The sequence below is a fragment of the Streptomyces alanosinicus genome (genome assembly GCF_014650595.1).
GTDB lineage: Bacteria > Actinomycetota > Actinomycetes > Streptomycetales > Streptomycetaceae > Streptomyces > Streptomyces alanosinicus.
On the sequence record NZ_BMVG01000032.1, the window covers coordinates 54,681 to 73,596 of the forward strand.

Annotated in this window: 18 protein-coding genes, 1 pseudogene and 1 riboswitch; of the genes and pseudogenes, 8 read left to right on the top strand and 11 right to left on the bottom strand. The window is 71.1% G+C overall.

The genetic code is table 11. The features are described from left to right. Positions 1-28: 28 nt before the first annotated feature. The 7 genes and pseudogenes from IE277_RS36550 to fahA all read right to left on the bottom strand — a co-directional run. Positions 29-709 (bottom strand): annotated as a pseudogene (locus tag IE277_RS36550) (ABC transporter substrate-binding protein); the annotation flags it as partial. A gap of 14 nt (positions 710-723) precedes the next feature. Then, positions 724-951: a 4Fe-4S dicluster domain-containing protein gene (locus IE277_RS36555; RefSeq protein WP_031166915.1), complete on the bottom strand. Its 228-nt coding sequence runs from the start codon at positions 949-951 to the stop codon at positions 724-726. Between the two features lie 47 nt (positions 952-998). Further along, positions 999-1,787 carry a GntR family transcriptional regulator gene (locus IE277_RS36560; RefSeq protein WP_189958059.1) on the bottom strand — a complete coding sequence of 263 codons (789 nt, stop codon included), beginning with the start codon at positions 1,785-1,787 and terminating at the stop codon, positions 999-1,001. A gap of 133 nt (positions 1,788-1,920) precedes the next feature. After that, entirely contained in the window at positions 1,921-2,859 is a 939-nt protein-coding gene (locus IE277_RS36565) for a M56 family metallopeptidase (protein ID WP_189958060.1), read from the bottom strand. Positions 2,860-3,062: 203 nt separating this feature from the next. Beyond that, positions 3,063-3,449 (bottom strand): GntR family transcriptional regulator, encoded by a 387-nt coding sequence (locus tag IE277_RS36570; protein WP_189958061.1) that lies wholly within the window; start codon positions 3,447-3,449, stop codon positions 3,063-3,065. After that, positions 3,446-4,255, bottom strand: a complete 810-nt coding sequence (locus IE277_RS36575) for a hypothetical protein (protein WP_229882233.1) — start codon at positions 4,253-4,255, stop codon at positions 3,446-3,448. Before IE277_RS36575 ends, IE277_RS36570 begins: the two co-directional genes overlap by 4 nt. A 137-nt stretch (positions 4,256-4,392) precedes the next feature. Next, on the bottom strand, positions 4,393-5,610 hold the full coding sequence (gene fahA, locus IE277_RS36580) for a fumarylacetoacetase (protein WP_189958062.1): 1,218 nt from the start codon (positions 5,608-5,610) through the stop codon (positions 4,393-4,395). Between the two features lie 307 nt (positions 5,611-5,917). On the opposite strand from fahA, the gene IE277_RS36585 reads away from it, so the two are divergent. The 3 genes from IE277_RS36585 (at position 5,918) to IE277_RS36595 (ending at position 9,382) form a co-directional block, all read left to right on the top strand. Beyond that, positions 5,918-7,162, top strand: a complete 1,245-nt coding sequence (locus IE277_RS36585) for a carboxylate--amine ligase (RefSeq protein ID WP_189958082.1) — start codon at positions 5,918-5,920, stop codon at positions 7,160-7,162. A 45-nt stretch (positions 7,163-7,207) separates the two neighbouring features. After that, a complete protein-coding gene (locus IE277_RS36590; RefSeq protein ID WP_189958063.1) occupies positions 7,208-8,410 on the top strand; it encodes an FAD-dependent oxidoreductase in 1,203 nt (400 codons plus the stop codon). A 159-nt stretch (positions 8,411-8,569) separates the two neighbouring features. Continuing rightward, entirely contained in the window at positions 8,570-9,382 is an 813-nt protein-coding gene (locus IE277_RS36595) for an HAD family hydrolase (RefSeq protein WP_189958064.1), read from the top strand. Positions 9,383-9,539: 157 nt separating this feature from the next. On the opposite strand, the gene IE277_RS36600 is transcribed toward IE277_RS36595, so the two are convergent. After that, positions 9,540-10,034 (bottom strand): transglycosylase SLT domain-containing protein, encoded by a 495-nt coding sequence (locus IE277_RS36600; protein ID WP_189958065.1) that lies wholly within the window; start codon positions 10,032-10,034, stop codon positions 9,540-9,542. 4 nt (positions 10,035-10,038) lie between these two features. Then, positions 10,039-10,219, bottom strand: a riboswitch (cyclic di-AMP (ydaO/yuaA leader). Positions 10,220-10,862: 643 nt separating this feature from the next. Between IE277_RS36600 and IE277_RS36605 the strand changes: the two genes are divergently transcribed. The 4 genes from IE277_RS36605 (at position 10,863) to IE277_RS36620 (ending at position 15,517) form a co-directional block, all read left to right on the top strand. Beyond that, positions 10,863-11,873, top strand: coding sequence for a polyprenyl synthetase family protein (locus tag IE277_RS36605; RefSeq protein WP_189958066.1), 1,011 nt, complete (start codon positions 10,863-10,865; stop codon positions 11,871-11,873). Positions 11,874-12,313: 440 nt separating this feature from the next. Further along, on the top strand, positions 12,314-13,510 hold the full coding sequence (locus IE277_RS36610; protein WP_189958067.1) for a LolA family protein: 1,197 nt from the start codon (positions 12,314-12,316) through the stop codon (positions 13,508-13,510). A gap of 71 nt (positions 13,511-13,581) precedes the next feature. Beyond that, positions 13,582-14,613 (top strand): ABC transporter ATP-binding protein, encoded by a 1,032-nt coding sequence (locus IE277_RS36615; protein ID WP_229882234.1) that lies wholly within the window; start codon positions 13,582-13,584, stop codon positions 14,611-14,613. Continuing rightward, a complete protein-coding gene (locus tag IE277_RS36620; RefSeq protein WP_189958068.1) occupies positions 14,600-15,517 on the top strand; it encodes an ABC transporter permease in 918 nt (305 codons plus the stop codon). The genes IE277_RS36615 and IE277_RS36620 overlap by 14 nt, the downstream gene beginning before the upstream one ends. 114 nt (positions 15,518-15,631) lie before the next feature. Here IE277_RS36620 and IE277_RS36625 read toward each other — a convergent pair whose 3' ends face one another. Next, positions 15,632-16,225: a flavodoxin family protein gene (locus IE277_RS36625; RefSeq protein ID WP_189958069.1), complete on the bottom strand. Its 594-nt coding sequence runs from the start codon at positions 16,223-16,225 to the stop codon at positions 15,632-15,634. Positions 16,226-16,418: 193 nt separating this feature from the next. Between IE277_RS36625 and IE277_RS36630 the strand changes: the two genes are divergently transcribed. After that, positions 16,419-17,621: a hypothetical protein gene (locus IE277_RS36630; RefSeq protein WP_189958070.1), complete on the top strand. Its 1,203-nt coding sequence runs from the start codon at positions 16,419-16,421 to the stop codon at positions 17,619-17,621. A 24-nt stretch (positions 17,622-17,645) separates the two neighbouring features. Here IE277_RS36630 and IE277_RS36635 read toward each other — a convergent pair whose 3' ends face one another. Then, entirely contained in the window at positions 17,646-18,125 is a 480-nt protein-coding gene (locus tag IE277_RS36635) for a VOC family protein (protein WP_189958071.1), read from the bottom strand. 69 nt (positions 18,126-18,194) lie between these two features. Further along, positions 18,195-18,797, bottom strand: coding sequence for a 3'-5' exonuclease family protein (locus IE277_RS36640; RefSeq protein ID WP_189958072.1), 603 nt, complete (start codon positions 18,795-18,797; stop codon positions 18,195-18,197). Between the last annotated feature and the right edge of the window lie 119 nt (positions 18,798-18,916).

The window sequence follows — 18,916 nt, forward strand, 5'->3', positions numbered from 1 at the left end:
CGCGCGGGCTGTCGGCCAGCGCGCGGGCCAACTGGGCACCGTCGTACAGGGCTTTCGCCTTGCCTTGGTAGGCGAGCAGGCCCGGCCAGGCGACGAACTGCGACAGGGCGTCCACGCTGCCGGAGGTGAGCGCCGAGGCGCCCACGGCGGGCTGCTGGTTGAGTTTGGAGATGTCCTTGTCCGGGTCGATGCCGGCGCGCTGCAGGGCCCGTACGAGGGTGCCGTCGGCGGCGGAGCCGATGCTCGTGGAGACCTTCTTGCCCTTCAGGTCCCTCAGGGTGCTGAGTTTCGAATCCGGGGCGGTGACGACGGTGTTGAGGCCGCCGCGCAGGTTGTAGCCGGTCACCGAGACCAGGCGCGTGGAGCGGCCGAGCTGCTTGCCGCGGGCGGCGTTGAGCAGCAGCGGGAAGTCGCCCATCGAACCGATGTCGATCTTGCCGGCTGTCATTTGCGCGGTGATCGGGGCGCCGGTGGCGTAGTCCTGCCAGTCGACCTTGTAGGTGTGGCCGTCGTGCAGGGAGTCGAGCTGCTTCTCGAAGGAGCCGAGGGAGCGGAGCAGGGTGCCCGCGGTGACGGTGTTGATGGTCTTGGACTGGTAGCCGACGGTCACGGTGATCGTGGAGCCGCTGCCCGCTTCGGCGCTGCTGCCGCAGGCGGACAGGGGGAGGAGGAGAACGGCTGCGGATGCGGTGAGTGCTGTTCGTTTCATGATGGTTGTCCCTCTCACCGCAGCAGGTAGGGCATGTTGACCGTGACGGCCCCGGTGGGGCAGCGGGCCGCGCAGGGGCCGCAGTACCAGCACTCGTCGACGTGCATGTACGCCTTGCCGTTGGTCTCGTCGATGGCGAGGGAGTCCAGCGGGCACATGTCCACACAGAGCGTGCAGCCGTCGATGCACTTCGACTCGTCGATGGTCACGGGCACGTCGGCCCGCTGGGGCGCCAAGGGCATGACGGTCTCCAGGAGAAGCGCAGGCAGGAAGGGGTGCCGGCGGGTGGCTACGACCGGTGGAGCAGGCCGCTCATGGTGATCCGGTCGCCGCGGAAGCGGATGAACTCCAGGTCGACGGGGCGGCCGTCGGCGAGGTGGGTGAGGCGTTCCAGCATCAGTACGGCGGCGCCGTGCGGGGCCTGGAGCACGGCGGCGGAGTGGGTGTCCGCGTTCACCGCCTCCAGGGTGATCTCGGCGTGGCCGAGGCGCTGGCCGGTGATGCCTTCCAGGAGGCGGAAGACATCGGTGTTCTCCAGGTCGGCGCCGAGCAGGGCGGTGCCGATGTCGAGCGGGATGTAGGTGAGGTCGAGGGACAGAGGCAGGCCGTTGAGGCGGCGCAGGCGTTCGATGTAGAGGACGTCGGCGCCGGCGGGGACGCGGAGGCGGTCGGCGACCGGGGCGGGTGCGGGGGCGGGGCCCATGGTCCGGACCTCGTTGGTGACGCGGCCGTGTTCGCGGAGGGTTTCCGCGAGGCCCATCAGACGGTCGAGCCCGTGCGGGTACTTCCGGGCGACGACGACGGTGCCGACGCCGGGCAGCCGCTCCACCAGGCCCTCGGCCCGGAGCAGCTCCAAGGCCTGGCGGACGGTGTTGCGGGAGGTGCGGTAGTCGGTGGCGAGGGTCGACTCGTGGGGGAGAGGGCCGTCCTGGAAGGCGCCGGTGAGGATCTGGTGGCGCAGCAGGTCGGCGAGCTGCCTGGCCCGGTCCGCGCGCAGCCGGCGACGTGTGCGGTGGGCGGCGACGGTGGTCGCGGCGCCCTGACCGGCGTGGTCGCGGAGGCGGTCGGTGGGTGGCATGGCTTGAACCATACCGATGCGGTAGGGAAAGTCGTGTTGCCGCAGTGCTGCGCCAGGTGAGGGGCCGTTGGATGCGCGGCTGAGCTGGGGTTTTCCGTTCCGGGCGGGAAGATCTGCCACCCGGGACGGCCGGTCAGGACAGTGCCCTCAGCCCCGGAGCGAACGTGATCAGCAGCGGCAGCAGCGGCACCAGGGCGGCCACCGTCGTCGTCAGGGCCCGGTGGCGGCGCAGCAGCCGTGGTGGCGGCTGCAGCAGGCGGTCCACGCGCTCGCCGAGGAGGCGTCGGCTGGAGTCGCAGGAGAGCACGCCTCGGTGCTGGTTCAGTTCGATCAACGCCAGGGCCGTGGTGAGGTGCCCGCAGCGGCGGGACGCCGTGTCGTCCGCGGCCAGTTCGACCAGGCGGTGCGTCTGGTCGCAGAAATGCGCGAACAGGGGCACGCGCGGGAAGCCAGTGGCGAGCGCGGTGGACAGGTGCAGCAGCCAGTCGTGGTGGGCACGCGCGTGCCCGCGTTCATGGGTGAGGACGGCGTCCAGCTGGTGGTCGGTGAGGCGCTGCAGTGCCCCGGTCGTGACGACCAGCTGCGGCGGGTGTCCCGGCATCCACCAGGCGTCCGGGTACTCGTCCTCCAGGACCAGCATGGGGCCGCGTGCCGCAGGCAGCCCGGCCGGCAGGTCGGGGGCGCGCTCGCGTAGCTGCGCACGGGCCTGGCCGCGGCTGCGGCGGGCCTCGACGAGTTCCCGGGCCAGCATCGCCGTCGTCCAGGCCGCGCCGCAGGCCAGCAGCACCGTGAGGATCCCGGCCCATGCCGGCGCGGAGGACAGGTCGTAGGCGGCGGTGACGGAGGGCGGCGCGGGGGCGAACACACGCTCGCGTACGGCGTGGAAGACGGCCGCCGTGCCCAGGATCAGCGCGGCCAGGCAGCACAGCAGGACGGTGGCGACCAGGCACTGCCACACCCACAGCGCGACCACGGGGTCCCGCTCGGGCCAGGCGGCACGGGTCAGCGCGCGCGGTGCCGGCAGCGCGGCCGTCAGGGCGACGACGCTCAGCAGGAGCAGGCAGACGGTCATGCCGGGGCTCCGGTTCCTGATCGGAGAGTTGTGCGGGAGTCGGTTGGTGCGGGCGATGCGCCGAGGGCACGTCGCGTGGTGCGTGTCCGCTCAGTATGACGGTGCGGGGCGGCGAGAGTCAGGTCTCGGCAGCGATCGGTTCCGTGCTTCCTGCTGACCGCTCGCCTTCGCGTCCGCCGTGCCCGCACCCGCGAGCGGAAGCCCTACGCCTCCCGTTCCCGCAGGGCCTGCCGTACCGCCTTCAGGACCTCCTCGTCGCCGAATCCCAAAGACATGGCCCAGGCAACGAAGTCCCTGGTCCCGGAGGCGAGTTCCGCTCTCTCGCGGCGCTCGGCGCCCGGTGGCGGGGGAGCCGCGCGTGTCCCCGCGCCGCGCCGGGTCCGGACCAGGGAGGCCGCCTCCAGTTCGCGGTAGGCGCGGGCCACGGTGCCCGCCGCCAGGCCGAGGTCAGCGGCCAGTTGCCGTACCGTCGGCAGCCGCTCGCCCTCGGGCAGCCGTCCGCTGCCGATCAGGGCGGCGAGCTGGGCGCGGATCTGCTCGTAGGGCGGGACGGGGCTGGTCGTGTCGACCTGGACGACGGCGCCGCTCACCGGCGTACTCCCCGGTCCGTCCGGCGGAGCCGTCCCGCCCGCGGCGAGCAGATGGTGAACAGCAGCCATGGAGCGGTCACCAGCGAGACCAGAGCCATCGGCACCAGGAACACGGTCGCGACGGTCCCCGTGGTCCCGTCGCACCTCAGGCTCAGCAGGGAGGCCGAGGCCGTCACGGCCGCGCCCAGCAGCGAGACGGAGACGACGATCCCCCATGCGGCCACGATCGCCAGCGAGCGGTCACGGCGGGACTGCTCGTCGCCGGGCCGGGTGGCGATCCGCCGCAGCGACCAGCCGCACGCGCCCGTGGCGACGGCGAGACAGGCCAGCATGGGCAGGCCGTAGTACAGGCCGGGCCAGGGGCTGTGGGCCTCGGTCATCCCGTTGCAGGTCAGGGTGATTCGGCGGCCCGCGCGTCCCAGGTCGTCCGGCGAGGCCACCGCGCCCGCCGTCGCCAGCAGCGCCACCAGGGCGATCGCGAGGACGGTCAGCAGCAAGGTCAGCCGGGGCGGTACGTGGTCCCGGACCCGGCGTGGTGCGAGCCCGGCGGTTCGGACGGGGCCCCGGGCCGGCGCGGTCAGCGCGTCGCCGACCAGGACGCCGGCGACCGCGCACAGGCCGAACGCCGGGAGGGCGTACAGCACGCCGTTGCCGTGGCCGAGCGTGGACAGCCAGCAGGCCGTCAGGCCGCCCGTGGCGACCCCCGTCCAGCGGGCGTGGCGGTCGACCGGCCCCCGGGAGGCGGTCGACGGGGCGGTCGGACCGAGATCGGTCCTGGCGAGATCGGTCATGTCGAGATCGGTCATGGAAGTCCCCGTGGAAGCACGACGTGTACTCACCGCTTGTATCAAGCGGTGAGTACAAGATGCTTTCTCCGGCGAACTTGTGTCAACTCGTTGCTACAAGATGGCGCTCGCTCCGAGGCCGCCGGGTCCGGTACCGCTCACCCCGCCACGACCCGGCCGCTGACCTCACCCAGTCCGACCCTGCGCCCGTCCGCCCCGGGGGCCCAGGCGGACAGGGTCACCACGTCCCCGTCCTCCAGGAAGGCCCGCTTGCCGTCGGGAAGTTCGAGGGGGTCGCGGCCGCTCCAGGTCAGCTCCAGCAAGCAGCCGCGCTGTCGCTCCTCGGGGCCGCTCACCGTGCCCGAGCCGTACAGGTCGCCGGTGCGCAGCGAGGCGCCGTTCGCCGTCATCTGGGCGAGCTGCTGGGCCGCGGTCCAGTACATCGTCGAAAACGGTGGCTCGGAGACCACATGGCCGTTGATCGCGACGGAGATCCGCAGGTCGTAGCCGCCGGGCTCGATGCCGGGTGCCGAGTCGTCGAGATACGGCAGCAGCGGGTGCGTGCGCTCCGGGGGCGCCACGCGCGCGTGCTCCAGCGCTTCGAGCGGGGTGATCCACGCCGACACCGAAGTGGCGAAGGACTTGCCGAGGAAGGGGCCGAGAGGGACGTACTCCCAGGCCTGGATGTCCCGCGCGGACCAGTCGTTCAGGAGGCAGAGCCCGAAGACGTGTTCACGGAAGTCGCCGAGGGCCACCGGGCTGCCCAGCCGGGACGGCACGCCGACGACGAAGCCGACCTCGGCCTCGATGTCCAGCCGGACCGACGGGCCGAAGACGGGGGCCGGGTCGGTGGGCGCTTTGCGCTGTCCGGAGGGGCGTACGACGTCCGTGCCCGAGACCACCACCGTGCCGGAGCGGCCGTGGTAGCCGATCGGCAGGTGCTTCCAGTTGGGGGTGAGGGGGTCCGCGGAGTCCGGGCGGAAGATCTGGCCGACGTTTCGGGCGTGGTTCTCCGAGGCGTAGAAGTCGACGTAGTCCGCGACCTCGAAGGGCAGGTGCAGGGTCACCTCGGAGAGGTGGCGGAAGAGCGGCTCGATCGCCTCGTGGTGCGCGGGGTTGGTGATCCAGGACGTGATCGCGCGCCGTACGTCAGACCAGGTCGCGCGGCCGGCGGCGAGGAACTGGTTGAGGGTGGGCCCCGTGAGCAGCGAGTGGTACGGCGAGCCCAGGGCGGCGGCCGCGGCGGCCGCGTCGAGGACGTGGTCCCCGAGCCGGACACCGACCCTCCGTTCCGTGCTTCCGGAGGGCGAGAACACGCCATAGGGAAGGTTGTGCGTGCCGAAGGGGTCGCCCTCGGGGACGTCGAAGGGGGGCATGGGGTTACTGCCTCACTCTCATCCGGGCCGTGCACGGCGTTGCGTTCCATGTGGTCGCGCCACACGTTACGGCCGGGACGCGTGTCTTGGGCAGTGCCTTGATCGGCGGCTCCCTGGGTGTCCGAAAGGCGTGTGTAGGAGAAGGTTCGAAAGGTTGCTCGCACCCTGTCTAAAGAGTTCGCAATGTCCGAATAGGCCTTGCCGGAGGTGGCAATTCCGGCTTAGCGTCCTTTGGGGACACGGACGGGGTGGGTCCGTTCCAATGGGGGGACACGTGGGGGGACCCGTGGCCGAAAGTGGCATCGGTGTGCCGTTCGAGGCGGACCGTGACGTGCCCGGACTGATCGTCAAGTTCGGTGACTACCCGCTGCACCACGGCGGCGTCGGAGCGATCCGCAGCCTGGGCCGGCTCGGCGTGCCGATGTACGCCATCACCGAGGACGCGTACACGCCCGCGGCCTCCTCGCGCTATCTGAAGAAGGCCTTCGTGTGGCCGACGACCGGTGCGGAGGACCCCGGCCACCTGGTCGAGGGCCTGTTGCGTATCGGCCGCCGTATCGGCCGTCCGACCGTCCTCGTCCCAACCGACGAGGAGGCCGCCGTACTGATCGCCGAGCACCAGGACGATCTGGCCGGACCTTTTCTCTTCCCGCGTGTCGATCCCGCGCTGCCGCGCCGGCTCGCCAGCAAACAGGGCTTGCACGAACTGTGTGTGGAGCACGGCATCGCGACTCCCACGTCGGCGTTCCCGGAGTCGTACGACGAGATCGTCGCCTTCGCCGACACGGCCCGCTTCCCGGTGGTGGCCAAGAACCGTGAGGCGTTCGTCCGGCGGGAACGACCCGCCGTGGGCGGCACCACAAAGATCGCCACCCGAGAGGGCCTGCTCACCCTCGCCCGCGACTGGGGCGCGCGGCCGGGCGTGATCCTGCAGGAGTACCTGCCGCGAGAGGAGGCCGAGGACTGGATCGTGCACGCCTGCTTCGACCAGGACTCCAGCCCCCTGGCGCTGTTCACCGGCGTCAAGGTCCGCTCATGGCCGCCGCACGCCGGCATGACGGCGAACGCCTACGTCGTCGACAACCCGGAACTCACCGACCTCGCCGCACGTTTCATCAAACAGATCGGCTACAGCGGCATCATCGACCTCGACCTGCGCTTCGACCGGCGCGACGGACAGTACAAACTCCTGGATTTCAACCCGCGCACGGGCGCCCAGTTCCGCCTCTTCGAGAGCGAGTCGGGTGTTGACGTCGTCCGCGCGATGCATCTGAATCTGACCGGCCGCGCCGTACCGGAGGGGGAACAGCGCGCCGGCCACCGCTACATCGTGGAGAACATCGACCTCCCCGCCCTCCTCGCCTACCGCCGCAGCGGCTATACGACGCCGCACGCGCCGGCCAGGGCGAGCGGGACGGAGCTGGCCTGGCTCGCGGGTGACGACCCGCTGCCCTTCCTCACGATGCTCGCCCGCTTCGTGCGCCCGGGCGCGAAGCACCTCTACCAGCTGTGGCGGACCAACCGCCGCGGCAGCAGCACCTCCACGAAGTAGGCAAGGCCACCAAGAGTGGCGCACCGTGTCCTGGGGAGGGACTTCGTGACTCGACCGGTTGCAGTCATCGGGGCCGGGCCGTACGGCCTGTCCACCGCCGCCCATCTGCGGGCGCGCGGCATCCCCGTCCGCGTCTTCGGCGACCCCATGGTCAGCTGGCGTGACCACATGCCCGAGGGCATGCTCCTGAAGTCGACACCCGCCGCCTCGAACTTCGACTGCCCACAGCCCGGCCACACCCTCGCCGACTACTGCGACGCGGCCGGGATCCGCCGCCTGGTGAACGACGAGGACATCATCCCGGCGGAGACGTTCATCGCCTACGGCGAGTGGTTCCAGCAGAAGCTGGTCCCCGGCCTGGAGCGGGTGCGGGTCGTCGCCGTGGACCGCGCCGAGAACGGCGGCTTCGAGCTGAAGCTGGACTCGGGCGAGATGTTCACCGCGCGCGCGGTCGTCGTCGCCACCGGACTGTCGGGCCTCGCACACCTGCCGGCGGAGCTCAAGGGAGCCGCGGCCGACGGACCGGCGCCCACGGGCCCGGTCTCACACAGCTCTCAGCATCACGATCTGGGCCGGTTCGACGGCAAGGAGCTGATCGTGATCGGCGCCGGTCAGTCCGCGCTGGAGACGGCGGCGCTCGCGGCCGAAGCGGGGGCACGCGTGCGTGTGGTCGCGCGCGGCCACGGCCGGGTCGCCTTCGGCGCCCCGCCCTGGGACCAGCCGAAGCTGCGCCCCGAGTCCCCCTTCGGCAACGCCTGGTCGCTGTGGGCGCTCAGCTACTACCCGCATCCCTACCGCTATCTGCCCGAGGCCACCCGCCACTACCTGGTCCGTCGTGTCCTCGGACCGCTCGGCGCCTGGTGGCTGCGCGAGCGCTTCCAGAGCGCCGTACTGGTGCGGGACGTCGAGCGGGTCGTGGCCGCCGAGGCGCCGGACGGCAGCCCCGTCGTCACGGTGCGCACACACGGCGGGGACACCGAGCGGCTCACCGCCGACCACGTCATCGCCGCCACCGGCTACCGCGTCGACATCGCGGCGATGGACTTCCTCGGCCCCGAACTGCGCACCCGGCTCGCGGTGAGCCGTGGCACGCCCAAGCTCGGCCCCGGCTATGTCTCCTCCGTGCCCGGCCTGTACTTCACGGGCCTGCCGGCGGCGTCGTCGTACGGCCCGGTGATGCGCTTTGTCTGCGGCACGGAATTCGCCTCCCCGCGGCTGACGAAACACCTGGCGGCGGCCCACGCCTGAAGGCCGTGCGACGGCCCGCGGCTGATCCGCGGGAAAGCCGGCGCGAGCGTTGGAGGACGTCATCAAGGCGCCTGCGTACGCCACTTGGGGATGATCAGTACGTAAGTACGCAGGACGACAAGATGAGTCGGCAGGGCGCGGTATCCGTATTCTCTGATCATGGCAGCTTCCCCCGCGTACGCACTGATCGCCACCGACCTGGACGGAACGCTGCTGCGCGGCGACGACACCGTCTCCGAACGGTCGCTCGCCGCGCTCGCGCGGGTGGCGCGGGCCGGCGCCCGGCACCTGGTGGTGACGGGCCGCCCGGCGCCGCGGGTGCGGCCGCTCCTGGCACACCTCGGCTGCACGGGGCTCGCGGTGTGCGGGCAGGGCGCGCAGGTCTACGACGCCGGATCCGGGCGCCTGTCGTGGTCGGTCCGGCTGGACCGGGAGCTGGCCGAGACCGCGCTCGGCAAGATCGAGGCGGAGGTGGGGCAGGTCTACGCGGCCGTCGACCAGGACGGCGTGGACGGGCTCACGCTCATCGAGCCCGGCTATCTGATGCCGCACCCGACCCTGCCTGCGGTGCGGGTCGGCCGGCGCGACGACCTGTGGGACCGGCCTATCAGCAAGGTGCTGCTGCGCCATGCCGACCTGTCCGACGACGAGTTGGCGGCCATCGCGCGCGCGGTGGTGGGCTCGCTGGCGACGGTCACCATGTCGGGGCCAGGAACCGTGGAGCTCCAGCCGTCCGGGGTGACCAAGGCGACCGGTCTCGCGCTGGCCGCCGAGCGGCTCGGCATCGATGCGCGCGAGGCCCTGGCGTTCGGTGACATGCCCAACGACATCCCGATGTTCGAGTGGGCCGGACATGGGGTCGCCATGGCCAACGCGCATCCTGAACTCAAGGCGGTGGCCGATGAGATCACTCTGTCGAACGAGGACGACGGCATCGCCGCCGTCCTCGAAAAACTGTTCCCGACCGACTGACCGGCACATCAGTACGCGGCCGTCCGTGACCGGCCCGGTGGCCGCCCCGACCCGCCCGGTGGATACCCGGCGGCCGCCCGGCACGCCCCCGTCCGTCAGGTGCGGGTGCGAGCCGGCCGGCCGGGGTCACTCCGGTCCGCCGGGCCGGCGGGGACGGTCAGTACGCGCTGTAGACGTTGTCGATCGAGCCGTAGCGAGCTGCGGCGTAGTTGCAGGCCGCGGTGATGTTGGCGACCGGGTCGTACGGGCTGAACGCCGTGCCGGCCACGTGGTAGGCGTTGAAGGTCGGGTCGATCACCTGGAGCAGCCCCTTGGACGGGGTGCCCGCGGCGGCGTTGGAGTCCCAGTTGTTGATGGCCAGCGGGTTGCCGGAGGACTCCCGCATGATGTTGCGGTAAATGCCGTTGTAGCTGCCCGGGATGCCCTTCTGGGCCATGATCGCGAGGGACTCGCGGATCCAGCCGTCGAGGGTGTTCGGGTACTTGACGGAAGTGGTGGAGGCCGTGGTGGTCGTCGTCGTGCCGGTGGCCGCGGAGGCGCCGGTGGCGCCGAAGAGCGGCAGGGCGACGACGGCGGCGCCGGTGCCGACGACGGCGAGGGCGCGGACGAGGCGGTTGGCACGGGTACGGCGGTGCTGAGCGGAAGCAGGCATGGGGAATTCCTCTCCGGCGCCTGCGAGGTGAGCTGTCGGGTTCGGGCGGGGAGGTGCCCGGCCGTGCCTCGGGAAAGGCACGGCTTCACCCCTAGCCGTTCCGGTGCGACGTGTGCCGACCGGTCCGGCGACTTACCTGGTTCCCCCGCTCCTGCCGTACGAAATGAGTTCGTCGATGGGTTACGCGGGCGGCGGCAGGATTCGGCGTCCGCCCGACGGCCCGGAACGTATGCGAGAGCACATGTCGGGAACAAGTACTGGATTCACACAACGCGCCGTTTGACCATGATCTGCACCCTATGGGGTGCTTGATCCTTTGCGGTTGCCAATCCTCAACTCGCCCACGGGCAGGGGAGGGAGGGGTGGCCGGGCGGGGTCGAGGGTCGAAGGGTGCCGATGGGTGTCAGTGACCCAACTCACGAACTAGCAAAGTGGCACAAATCGAACATAAAGGATTCAGGTGGCTCGGATGGGCGGTGGAACCCGTGGTGCCGTTCTCTCTGTTCTCGTCGTTGTCGTAGTGATCGCGATCGCGCGGAGGGGGCGGAGGCGGGGCGTGCGGGGAGGGCGCACGGAGTGGAGGCGCGCGCGTTACTCCGCCCGCCTGTCGGTTCGCGACAAAGTGGATGGGTTCCTGTTAAGTCGATAAATGTCCGTTCTTAGCGCTTGATCAAAAAAATACCGGTCATGATCCGATACCGCCCGGGCTGGACCGGTGGGCGCTATCGGTGATCGAAACAGGACCGGATACGCTGACTTGAGTGATGGCAGCGACCTATCGACAAACCGTGTAATCACGAGCAGACACCAGCAGACAGGAGACCCCCCGTGACCGTCGTCGGGCCGTTCGGGCTGAGCGTGCGGGACCAGGCTCTGGAAGCCGATGTCCAGGCTGGATTGGCGGCTGTCGAGGAAGGCTTGCTCGAGGCCACCAAGAGCGAGGTCCCCTTCATCACGGAGGCCGCGCAGCACCTCGTGCGAGCCGGCGGGAAGCGGTTCCGGCCGCTGCTCGTGATGCTCGCGGCCCAGTTCGGCGACCCCTACGCGCCGGGTGTCGTACCGTCCGCCGTGGTCGTGGAGCTGACCCACCTGGCCACGCTGTACCACGACGACGTCATGGACGAGGCGGCCGTGCGGCGCGGTGTGGACAGTGCCAACACCCGCTGGGGCAACTCCGTCGCGGTCCTCACCGGCGACTTCCTCTTCGCCCGCGCCTCCCAGATCCTCGCCGACCTCGGCCCCGAGGCGGTCCGGGTGCAGGCCCTCGCGTTCGAGCGGCTGGTCACGGGCCAGATCCTGGAGACCGCGGGCCCTTCGGACGGCCGCGACCCGGTCGAGCACTACCTGGACGTGCTCGGAGGCAAGACGGGCTCGCTGGTGGCGGTCTCGTGCCGCTTCGGCGCGATGATGTCGGGCGCCGACGAGACGGTCGTCGACGTGCTCACCCAGTACGGCGAGCGGCTCGGCGTCGCCTTCCAGCTCGCCGACGACGTCCTGGACATCGCCTCCGACTCGCACGAGTCCGGCAAGACCCCGGGCACCGACCTGCGCGAGGGCGTCCCGACGCTGCCCGTGCTGCGGCTGCGCGAGCGGGCGGCCCGGCTGGGGCTGCCCGAGGACATCACGCTGTGCCGGCTGCTCGACTCCGACCTCAGCGACGACACCCGGCACGCCGAGGCGCTGACCGCGCTGCGCGCGCACCCCGCGCTGGAGCAGGCCCGCCGGGACGCCGTCCGGTACGCGGAAGAGGCGCGCGCCGCGCTGGCGCCGCTCGGGGACTGCGACGCCAAGGCGGCGCTGATGGAGCTGTGCGACGCGGTGGTGCACCGCGCCGGCTGACCCTCGGCCGAGAGCCGGCTGATCGTCGGCTGCCCCCGGCTGAACGCCGACTGTTAGCCGCCGATTCGATCACCCCGCAGGTTGCCCTCCGCCGGCCTCGCCGCCCCCGCCGAGGGGCGCGGGCCGGCGTCCGGCCGCCCCCGATGCCCGGTCGGCCCGCGTTGTCACGTCTCCCGCCACGACCAGCCGTACGGCCCCGTGCATCCCCTTACGGCCCCGTCCGTTCCGGTGAGACCCCTACGGGTCGGGGGAGCCGCTGCCCCTACGTGTCATACCGCAGGCGTACACGTAGTTGGCTCCGAGGTCTGACGCTTCCGCGTGGCCGATTTGGTGAGATGGGAACCACGGAAATCACCACTCCTCACCGATTCGGGTGAGAATGGCGGCTCAGGTGGACCAGCGTGAGGACAGCCGCCGCCGACGACGGAGGTAAGGCACACATGGCACCGTACGAATCCGACGACGCAGTGGGCGCAGTGCGGGACGAGAACCCGCACGCCGGACGCCGCAAGGCCGCCCGCTACGCGGTCCCGGTCGCGGTGGTGGGGGTGGCTGCGGCCACGATCGGCCTGGTCCCGGCGCTCGCCGCCTCCGGCGACCCCGACCTGCCCAAGATCACCGCGCAGCAGCTCATCGAGAAGATCGCCAAGTCGGACGTGCAGCAGCTGTCCGGCACCGTGAAGATCAACACCGACCTGGGCCTGCCCGACCTCGGCGGCCTGGGGAGCAGTCTGGCCTCCGGCGCCGCCAAGGGCTCCGGCGACGGCTCCTCCGCCGACCCGAAGTCCCAGCTGACCTCGCTGGTCTCCGGCACGCACACGCTGCGCGTCGCCGCCGACGGCCCGCAGAAGCAGAAGCTGTCGCTGCTGGAGAGCGGCTCCGAGTACAGCCTGATCCACAACGGCAAGGACGTCTGGGGCTACGACAGCAAGAGCAACGAGGTCTACCACGCCACCTCGGCCGACTCCGGCAAGGACCACCGGGCCGAGCCGCCCGCCACGCCGAAGGACTTCGCCGACCAGGCGCTGAAGTCGGTGGACGACACCACGTCCGTCACCGTCGACGGCACCGAGCAGGTCGCCGGCCGCGACGCCTACAAACTGCTGATCAAGCCCCGTCAGTCCGGCACCACGGTCGGCGCGATCAGCATCGCCGTCGACGCGAAGACGGGCATGCCGCTGAAGTTCACGCTGACGCCGAAGAGCGGCGGCGCCGCCGTCCTCGACGTGGGCTTCACCCAGGTCTCCTTCGCCAGGCCGAGCGGCGCCACCTTCGCCTTCACGCCGCCCAAGGGCGCGAAGGTGACCGAGGACAAGCAGGACTCCGCCGCCCGGAAGCACACCGAGTCCCGCGAGGGCTTCGCCCAGGGCATGAACGGCGCCAAGGTCCTCGGCAAGGGCTGGACGTCCGTCGCGACCTTCGACACCGGCGCCAAGGGCGGCCTGCCGACCGGCTCCAAGAGCAGTGACGTCGGCGGCTTCCTCGGCTCGCTCGGCGACAAGGTCTCCGGCAAGTTCGGCAAGGGCACGGTCTTCTCCACCCGCCTGGTCAACGCCCTGATCACCGACGACGGCAAGGTGTACGCCGGCGCGGTGACCAAGGACGCCCTGGTGAAGGCGGCCGACGCCGGGAAGTGATCCCTTCCGGGCACGCCGGGACGTGTCCCGTACGTTGACCCTTCGGGGCAGGACGAGTCGAGGGGGAGCCGATGGACGGACCGTCCGCCACGGAGCGGGACGCGCAGGAGGCGGGGGATGCCGAGCGGCGTGCCCCGGCTCCGGGGCGGACGGAGGCGGGCCCCGATGTGCAGGAGAGCGTCATCGAGGCCCGTGGCCTCACCAAGCGCTACCGCGGCGGACAGCTCGCCGTCGACGGCCTCGACCTGATCGTCCCTGCGCGCAGCGTCTTCGGTTTCCTCGGCCCGAACGGCTCGGGTAAAACCACCACGATCCGCATGCTCATGGGCCTGATCGAGCCGACGGCGGGCACGGCCCGTGTGCTGGGCCGCCCGATGCCCCGGGCGGCCCGCGCGGTCCTCCCGCAGGTCGGCGCGCTCATCGAGGGCCCGGCCCTGTACGGCTTCCTCTCCGGCCGGGACAATCTGCTGCGCTACGACACCGCCGACCCGACCGCCGACCCCCGCACCCGGCGTGTCCGCGTCGCCGCCGCCCTGGACCGGGTCGGTCTGAACGCGGCAGCGGGCAAGAAGGCGAAGGCGTACTCCCTCGGCATGAAACAGCGCCTGGGACTCGCCGCCGCGCTGCTCCAGCCACGCCGGCTGCTCGTCCTCGACGAGCCCACCAACGGCCTCGACCCGCAGGGCATGCGCGAGATCCGCACCCTGATCCGGGAGCTGGCCGCCGACGGCACCACTGTCTTCCTCTCCTCCCACCTCCTCGACGAGATCGAGCAGGTGTGCACGCACGCGGCGGTCATGGCGCGAGGCCGGCTCGTCGCACAGGGCGCGGTGGCCGACCTGGCGGCCGGGGCGCGCGGGCGGCTGGTGGTGACCACCCCGGATCCGGCGGAGGCGGCCCGGGTGCTGAAGGAGCAGGGCGTCGCCGACGTCACCTCGGACGGCGACCGGGTTGCCGGCGAACCGCCCGCGCGGGACCTCGCCGAGGTGAACGCGGCCCTGGTCGCGGCGGGCGTGCGGGTGCGGGGCTTCACGGTCGAACGGGCCTCGCTGGAGGACGCGTTCGTGGCGCTGACGGGGGAGGGCTTCGATGTCGCGGGCTGAGACGGCTCCTGTGTCCGAGCCGGTCCCCGGAGCCGAGCCGCTCCCCGGATCCGCCGTTCGCCGGCCGAGCCCCCTGTGGACATTCGGGCTGCTGCGCAGCGAACTCGTCACGACCGTGCGGCGCTGGCGCACGCTCGCCTTGCTCGGGGTGCTCGCCGCGGTGCCGGTGCTGGTCGGGATCGCCGTGAAGATCGAGACACGGGGCGGCGGGGACGCGGGCCACGGTGGCCAGGGCCCGGCGTTCATCTCGCAGATCACCAACAACGGTCTGTTCCTGGTGTTCACGGCGCTGGCCGCGACCCTGCCGTTCTTCCTGCCGATGGCCGTCGGGGTCGTCGCGGGCGACGCGATCGCGGGCGAGGCGAGCTCGGGCACCCTGCGCTATCTGCTGGTCGCCCCGGCCGGCCGCACCCGGCTGCTGCTCACCAAGTACACGACCGTGCTGGCCTTCTGCCTGCTGGCCACCCTGGTCGTCACCCTCTCGGCGCTGATCGTCGGCGCACTGCTCTTCCCGCTGGGCGACCTCATGACCATCTCCGGCACCCGGATCGGCTTCGGCGAGGGCCTCGTCAGAGCCCTGCTGATCGCCCTGGTGGTCGCCGCCTCACTGGTCGGCGTGGCGGCGCTCGGCCTGTTCGTGTCGACGCTCACGGGCAGTGGTATCGCGGCGATGGCAACCACCGTCGGCCTGGTCATCACCGTGCAGATCCTGGACCAGATACCCCAGTTGCACGCGTTGCAGCCGTACTTCTTCTCGCACTACTGGCTGTCCTTCGCCGATCTGATGCGCGACCCCGTCTACTGGGACGACCTGGTCAAGAACCTCGGCCTCCAGGCGCTGTACGCGGCCGTGTTCGGCTCGGCGGCCTGGGCGCGGTTCACGACGAAGGACATCAGCGCCTGACTCCCCGTGACGGCGCCTGCCTCCCCGAGACAGCGTCTGCCTCCCCGAGACAGCGTCTGACCACCTGAGACAGGTGCTGACCACCCGATCCGGCGCTTGATTCGTGAGACGGTGTCAGGCGGCCTGGTCCTGGTACGGAAAGCGGGCGAGGGGTGCGTCCTGAGCGAAGAACGTCTTCGCGCGCGTGAGCGCGTCGGTGTCCTTCAGCACGTCGCCCGGACCGCTGCCGTTGCCCAGCAGCACCCCGCCGAAGCGCATCCCCATGTAGGCGGCGGAGTTGTTGAGCGTGCCGGCATAGGGGTCGGCGACCGAGGGCTCCTTGTCGGCGAGGGCGGCGATGCCCCAGAGCGTGCGGCCGGCCAGGGTCGCCCTGAAGTCGATGCCGGGGACGCGCAGCCAGCCGGACCAGTGGTCCAGGTAGCGCTTGGTGAGGCCGGACACCGAGTACCAGTACAACGGCGAGGCGATCACGATGTCCGTGGCCGCGAGCGTGGCCTCCAGTAGCAGGCCGGTGGCGCTGTCCGCCGGCGGTCGTACATGGTCGCTGGCGTGCCGTAGGTCCACGAAGTCGGGCAGCGGGTGGTCCGCCAGGCGGATCCAGCGCTGCTCGACGTCAGCGGGCAGCTGCTCGGCCGCCGCGTGGGCCAGCAGCTCGGTGTTGCCCTCGGTGCGGGCGCTGCCCAGGACGAACAGGAAACGACGGCTCATGGGTCCCCCAGAGTGACCTGCGTGCGACGAATAGAGGCGTATGCATTTTATGCATACGCAAGCAGTCTTGGCCAGAGTGCGGCTGGTGCGAGGCTGTGACGCTGCGGTGACGCGGAAACCGAGGCGAGCCGACACACTGGTGGGCAGGACGCGTACGACCGGATCGCGGCGCCGGGGGAGTGAGGAAACACCGATGTCTCGACTCAGCTTCGAGAAGAAGCGGGCGCAGCAGCCCGCGGCGCATCCGGCCGTGCTGGCGGTCCGGGTGTTCGGCGCGGGCAGCGCGTCGGTGGGCGGGACACCGGTGGTGGCCGCACCGGGCGAGGAGATCCAGCAGGCCGTCCTCAACCACCTCCAGCGCCTGGCCATCAGCCTGGGCGCCCCGATACGTGCCACGATCCACGACGACCGCGCGGGCTGCGTGGTTCCCCTGGAGGTCTCGGCGGACGGCTCCAGCCGGGTGACGGGGGAGCCGGCGCGGGTGGCCACACCGAGGGGCGCGACGAGCACGCCGTCGCCCGTGGGCGCGCGGGCCGTGCCCCCGGCCGAGAAGCCGGAACCGGTGCCAGTGCCAGTGCCGGAACCGGTGCCGGTGCCGGCCGGGACGGTACAGGCGCCGACCGGAGAGTTCGGCCCCGCACCGGTCATGCCGGCCAGGCAGACGCCGGCGCCCACCACCGACACCCCGACGCTGCCCCCCGCGTTCGCTCGCGCCCTGACTGCCCCGGCCGCCACATTCCCCTCCGACCCCGTCCCCATCCCGACTCCCGCTCCGGCGGCCACGGCCCCCGCCTCGGATCCCGAGCTTCGGCGTGACCCCGTGGCCTTGGCTGCCGACCCCGAGCCCGTTCCCACGCACACCCCCGCCCGGGGCTTCGACGCCGTCGCCGAGGAGGTACTCGGGGACGGGCCCACGACCGAGACCGCGGAGGGGGCCGAGATGCTCGGCGAGCCGATGAGGCGGATCAACGAGGCGGTGCGGGCCGGCCGGATCGAGGCGGCGGCGGAACTCGCCGACCGTACGGTCACCGAGGCCGCCGCCGTGCTGGGCGCCCGCCACGCCGAGGTGCTGCACCTACGCGAACTGTCCGCCTACATCGCCTACTTGGGAGGCGAGCCGGTCCGCGCCTTCGAGCTTTCCCTGGACCTCGCCCGGCTGCGCCGGCAGGAGCGGGACACGGACGCGGCCTACGGCAATGTGCAGAGCGCGGCGACGGCGTGGCGTGCGGTGCGTGACCCTGAGCAGGGGCTGCGGCTGGGCCACGATCTGATCGAGCTGTGGACGGACCTCAGCACCGAACCGGGTCCCGCCGCCGACGACCTGCATGCGCTGGAGTCCGCCCGCGCCCGCATGGTCCGCCTCACCGACCGGGCGGCTCGCGCCGCACAGCCGTAACCGCGACCACAACCTCCACGAAGCTCACTGCAGACAGAACTCGTTGCCCTCCGGGTCCGCCAGTACCACCCACTCCCCGCCGGGCTCCTTCACCTCACGCACGACCCGCGCGCCCAGCGCCTCAAGCCGGGCCAGTTCGGCCGCGCGCCGGTCCAGGCCGGCGTGCAGGTCCAGGTGGAGCCGGTTCTTCACCGTCTTCGCCTCCGGGACACGCTGGAACAGCAGCCGCCGTCCGATCCCCGTGCCGGTCTGCGGGTCGTACGGGTCGTCGGGATGCCGTACGGCGATCAGGTCACGGAAGGCAGGACGGCCGTGGTACTCGACCGTGGCCTCGCCGGACAGTGCGCCGGCGGCCAGCAGTCGCTCGACGAGAGAGCTGTTGTCCTCGGCTGTGTAGTGCAGCGCGGCGGCCCAGAAGTCGGCCTGGGCGTGCGGGTCGGCCGCGTCGATGACGAGCTTCCAATGCAGTGGAGTGGGCGCCTCGGCGGGCGTCTGCGTCGACATCCGGACAACGTATAGCGGCTGGCGACCGGCCGGGCCCCGAACAGCCCTGCTTGAGAGTGGTTCCTCGGCTTAGGTCACTGGTCGCTCGGCTCCGTTCCACCGCATCAGGTTCTGGAACAGCTCGGCCTGTTCGATCGCGTCGTCCAACGCGTTGTGCGTGTGAGGTCGCGAGGGGAGCAGTTGCTGTGGCATCGAGCGCTTTGTGGATCCAGTGATCGGAGAAGCGGCTTTGGTCGCGTAAAGAGTTTTGATGTCCAGGCATCGGGAATGCCCGAAAGGCGAACCGTTACTGGCGAACTGCATGAAGTACCAGTACATCCACATCCAGTCATAGCCCAGCGGATAGGCGACGAACACTGGAGTGGCGGCGAGTTCCTCGGAGACGGCCGCCAGCCAGGTAGCCGTGGCGTCCATGGCCTGGGCGGGCTCCTGCCCCGCCCGCGCCAACTGTTCGCGATCCAGACCACTGATCGCTAGGGCTTCCGGATCGTAACGGTCGCTGATCGGTTTGAGCTCGGCGTAGAACGTGCGCTCAGCGGGGTCCAACGCCCGGAATGCGCCGCCGTCGTCGACGCCGGCGACCGCCAGACCGAAACTCGACATGGAGAATGGACCGGGAACAGGGCCGTCGGCCTCGATATCGGCGGAGACGTAAAATTCTGCTTTCGCCATTATTCTCTTCTCGTTATGACGTCTACGATGCGGACTGGGAGGTAATACGCTTAGTCCTGTTCGGTAGCTTCGTCTAGTGACTCCGGCGGCCTGGCGTTGCGACGTTCTTCTGGGACCAG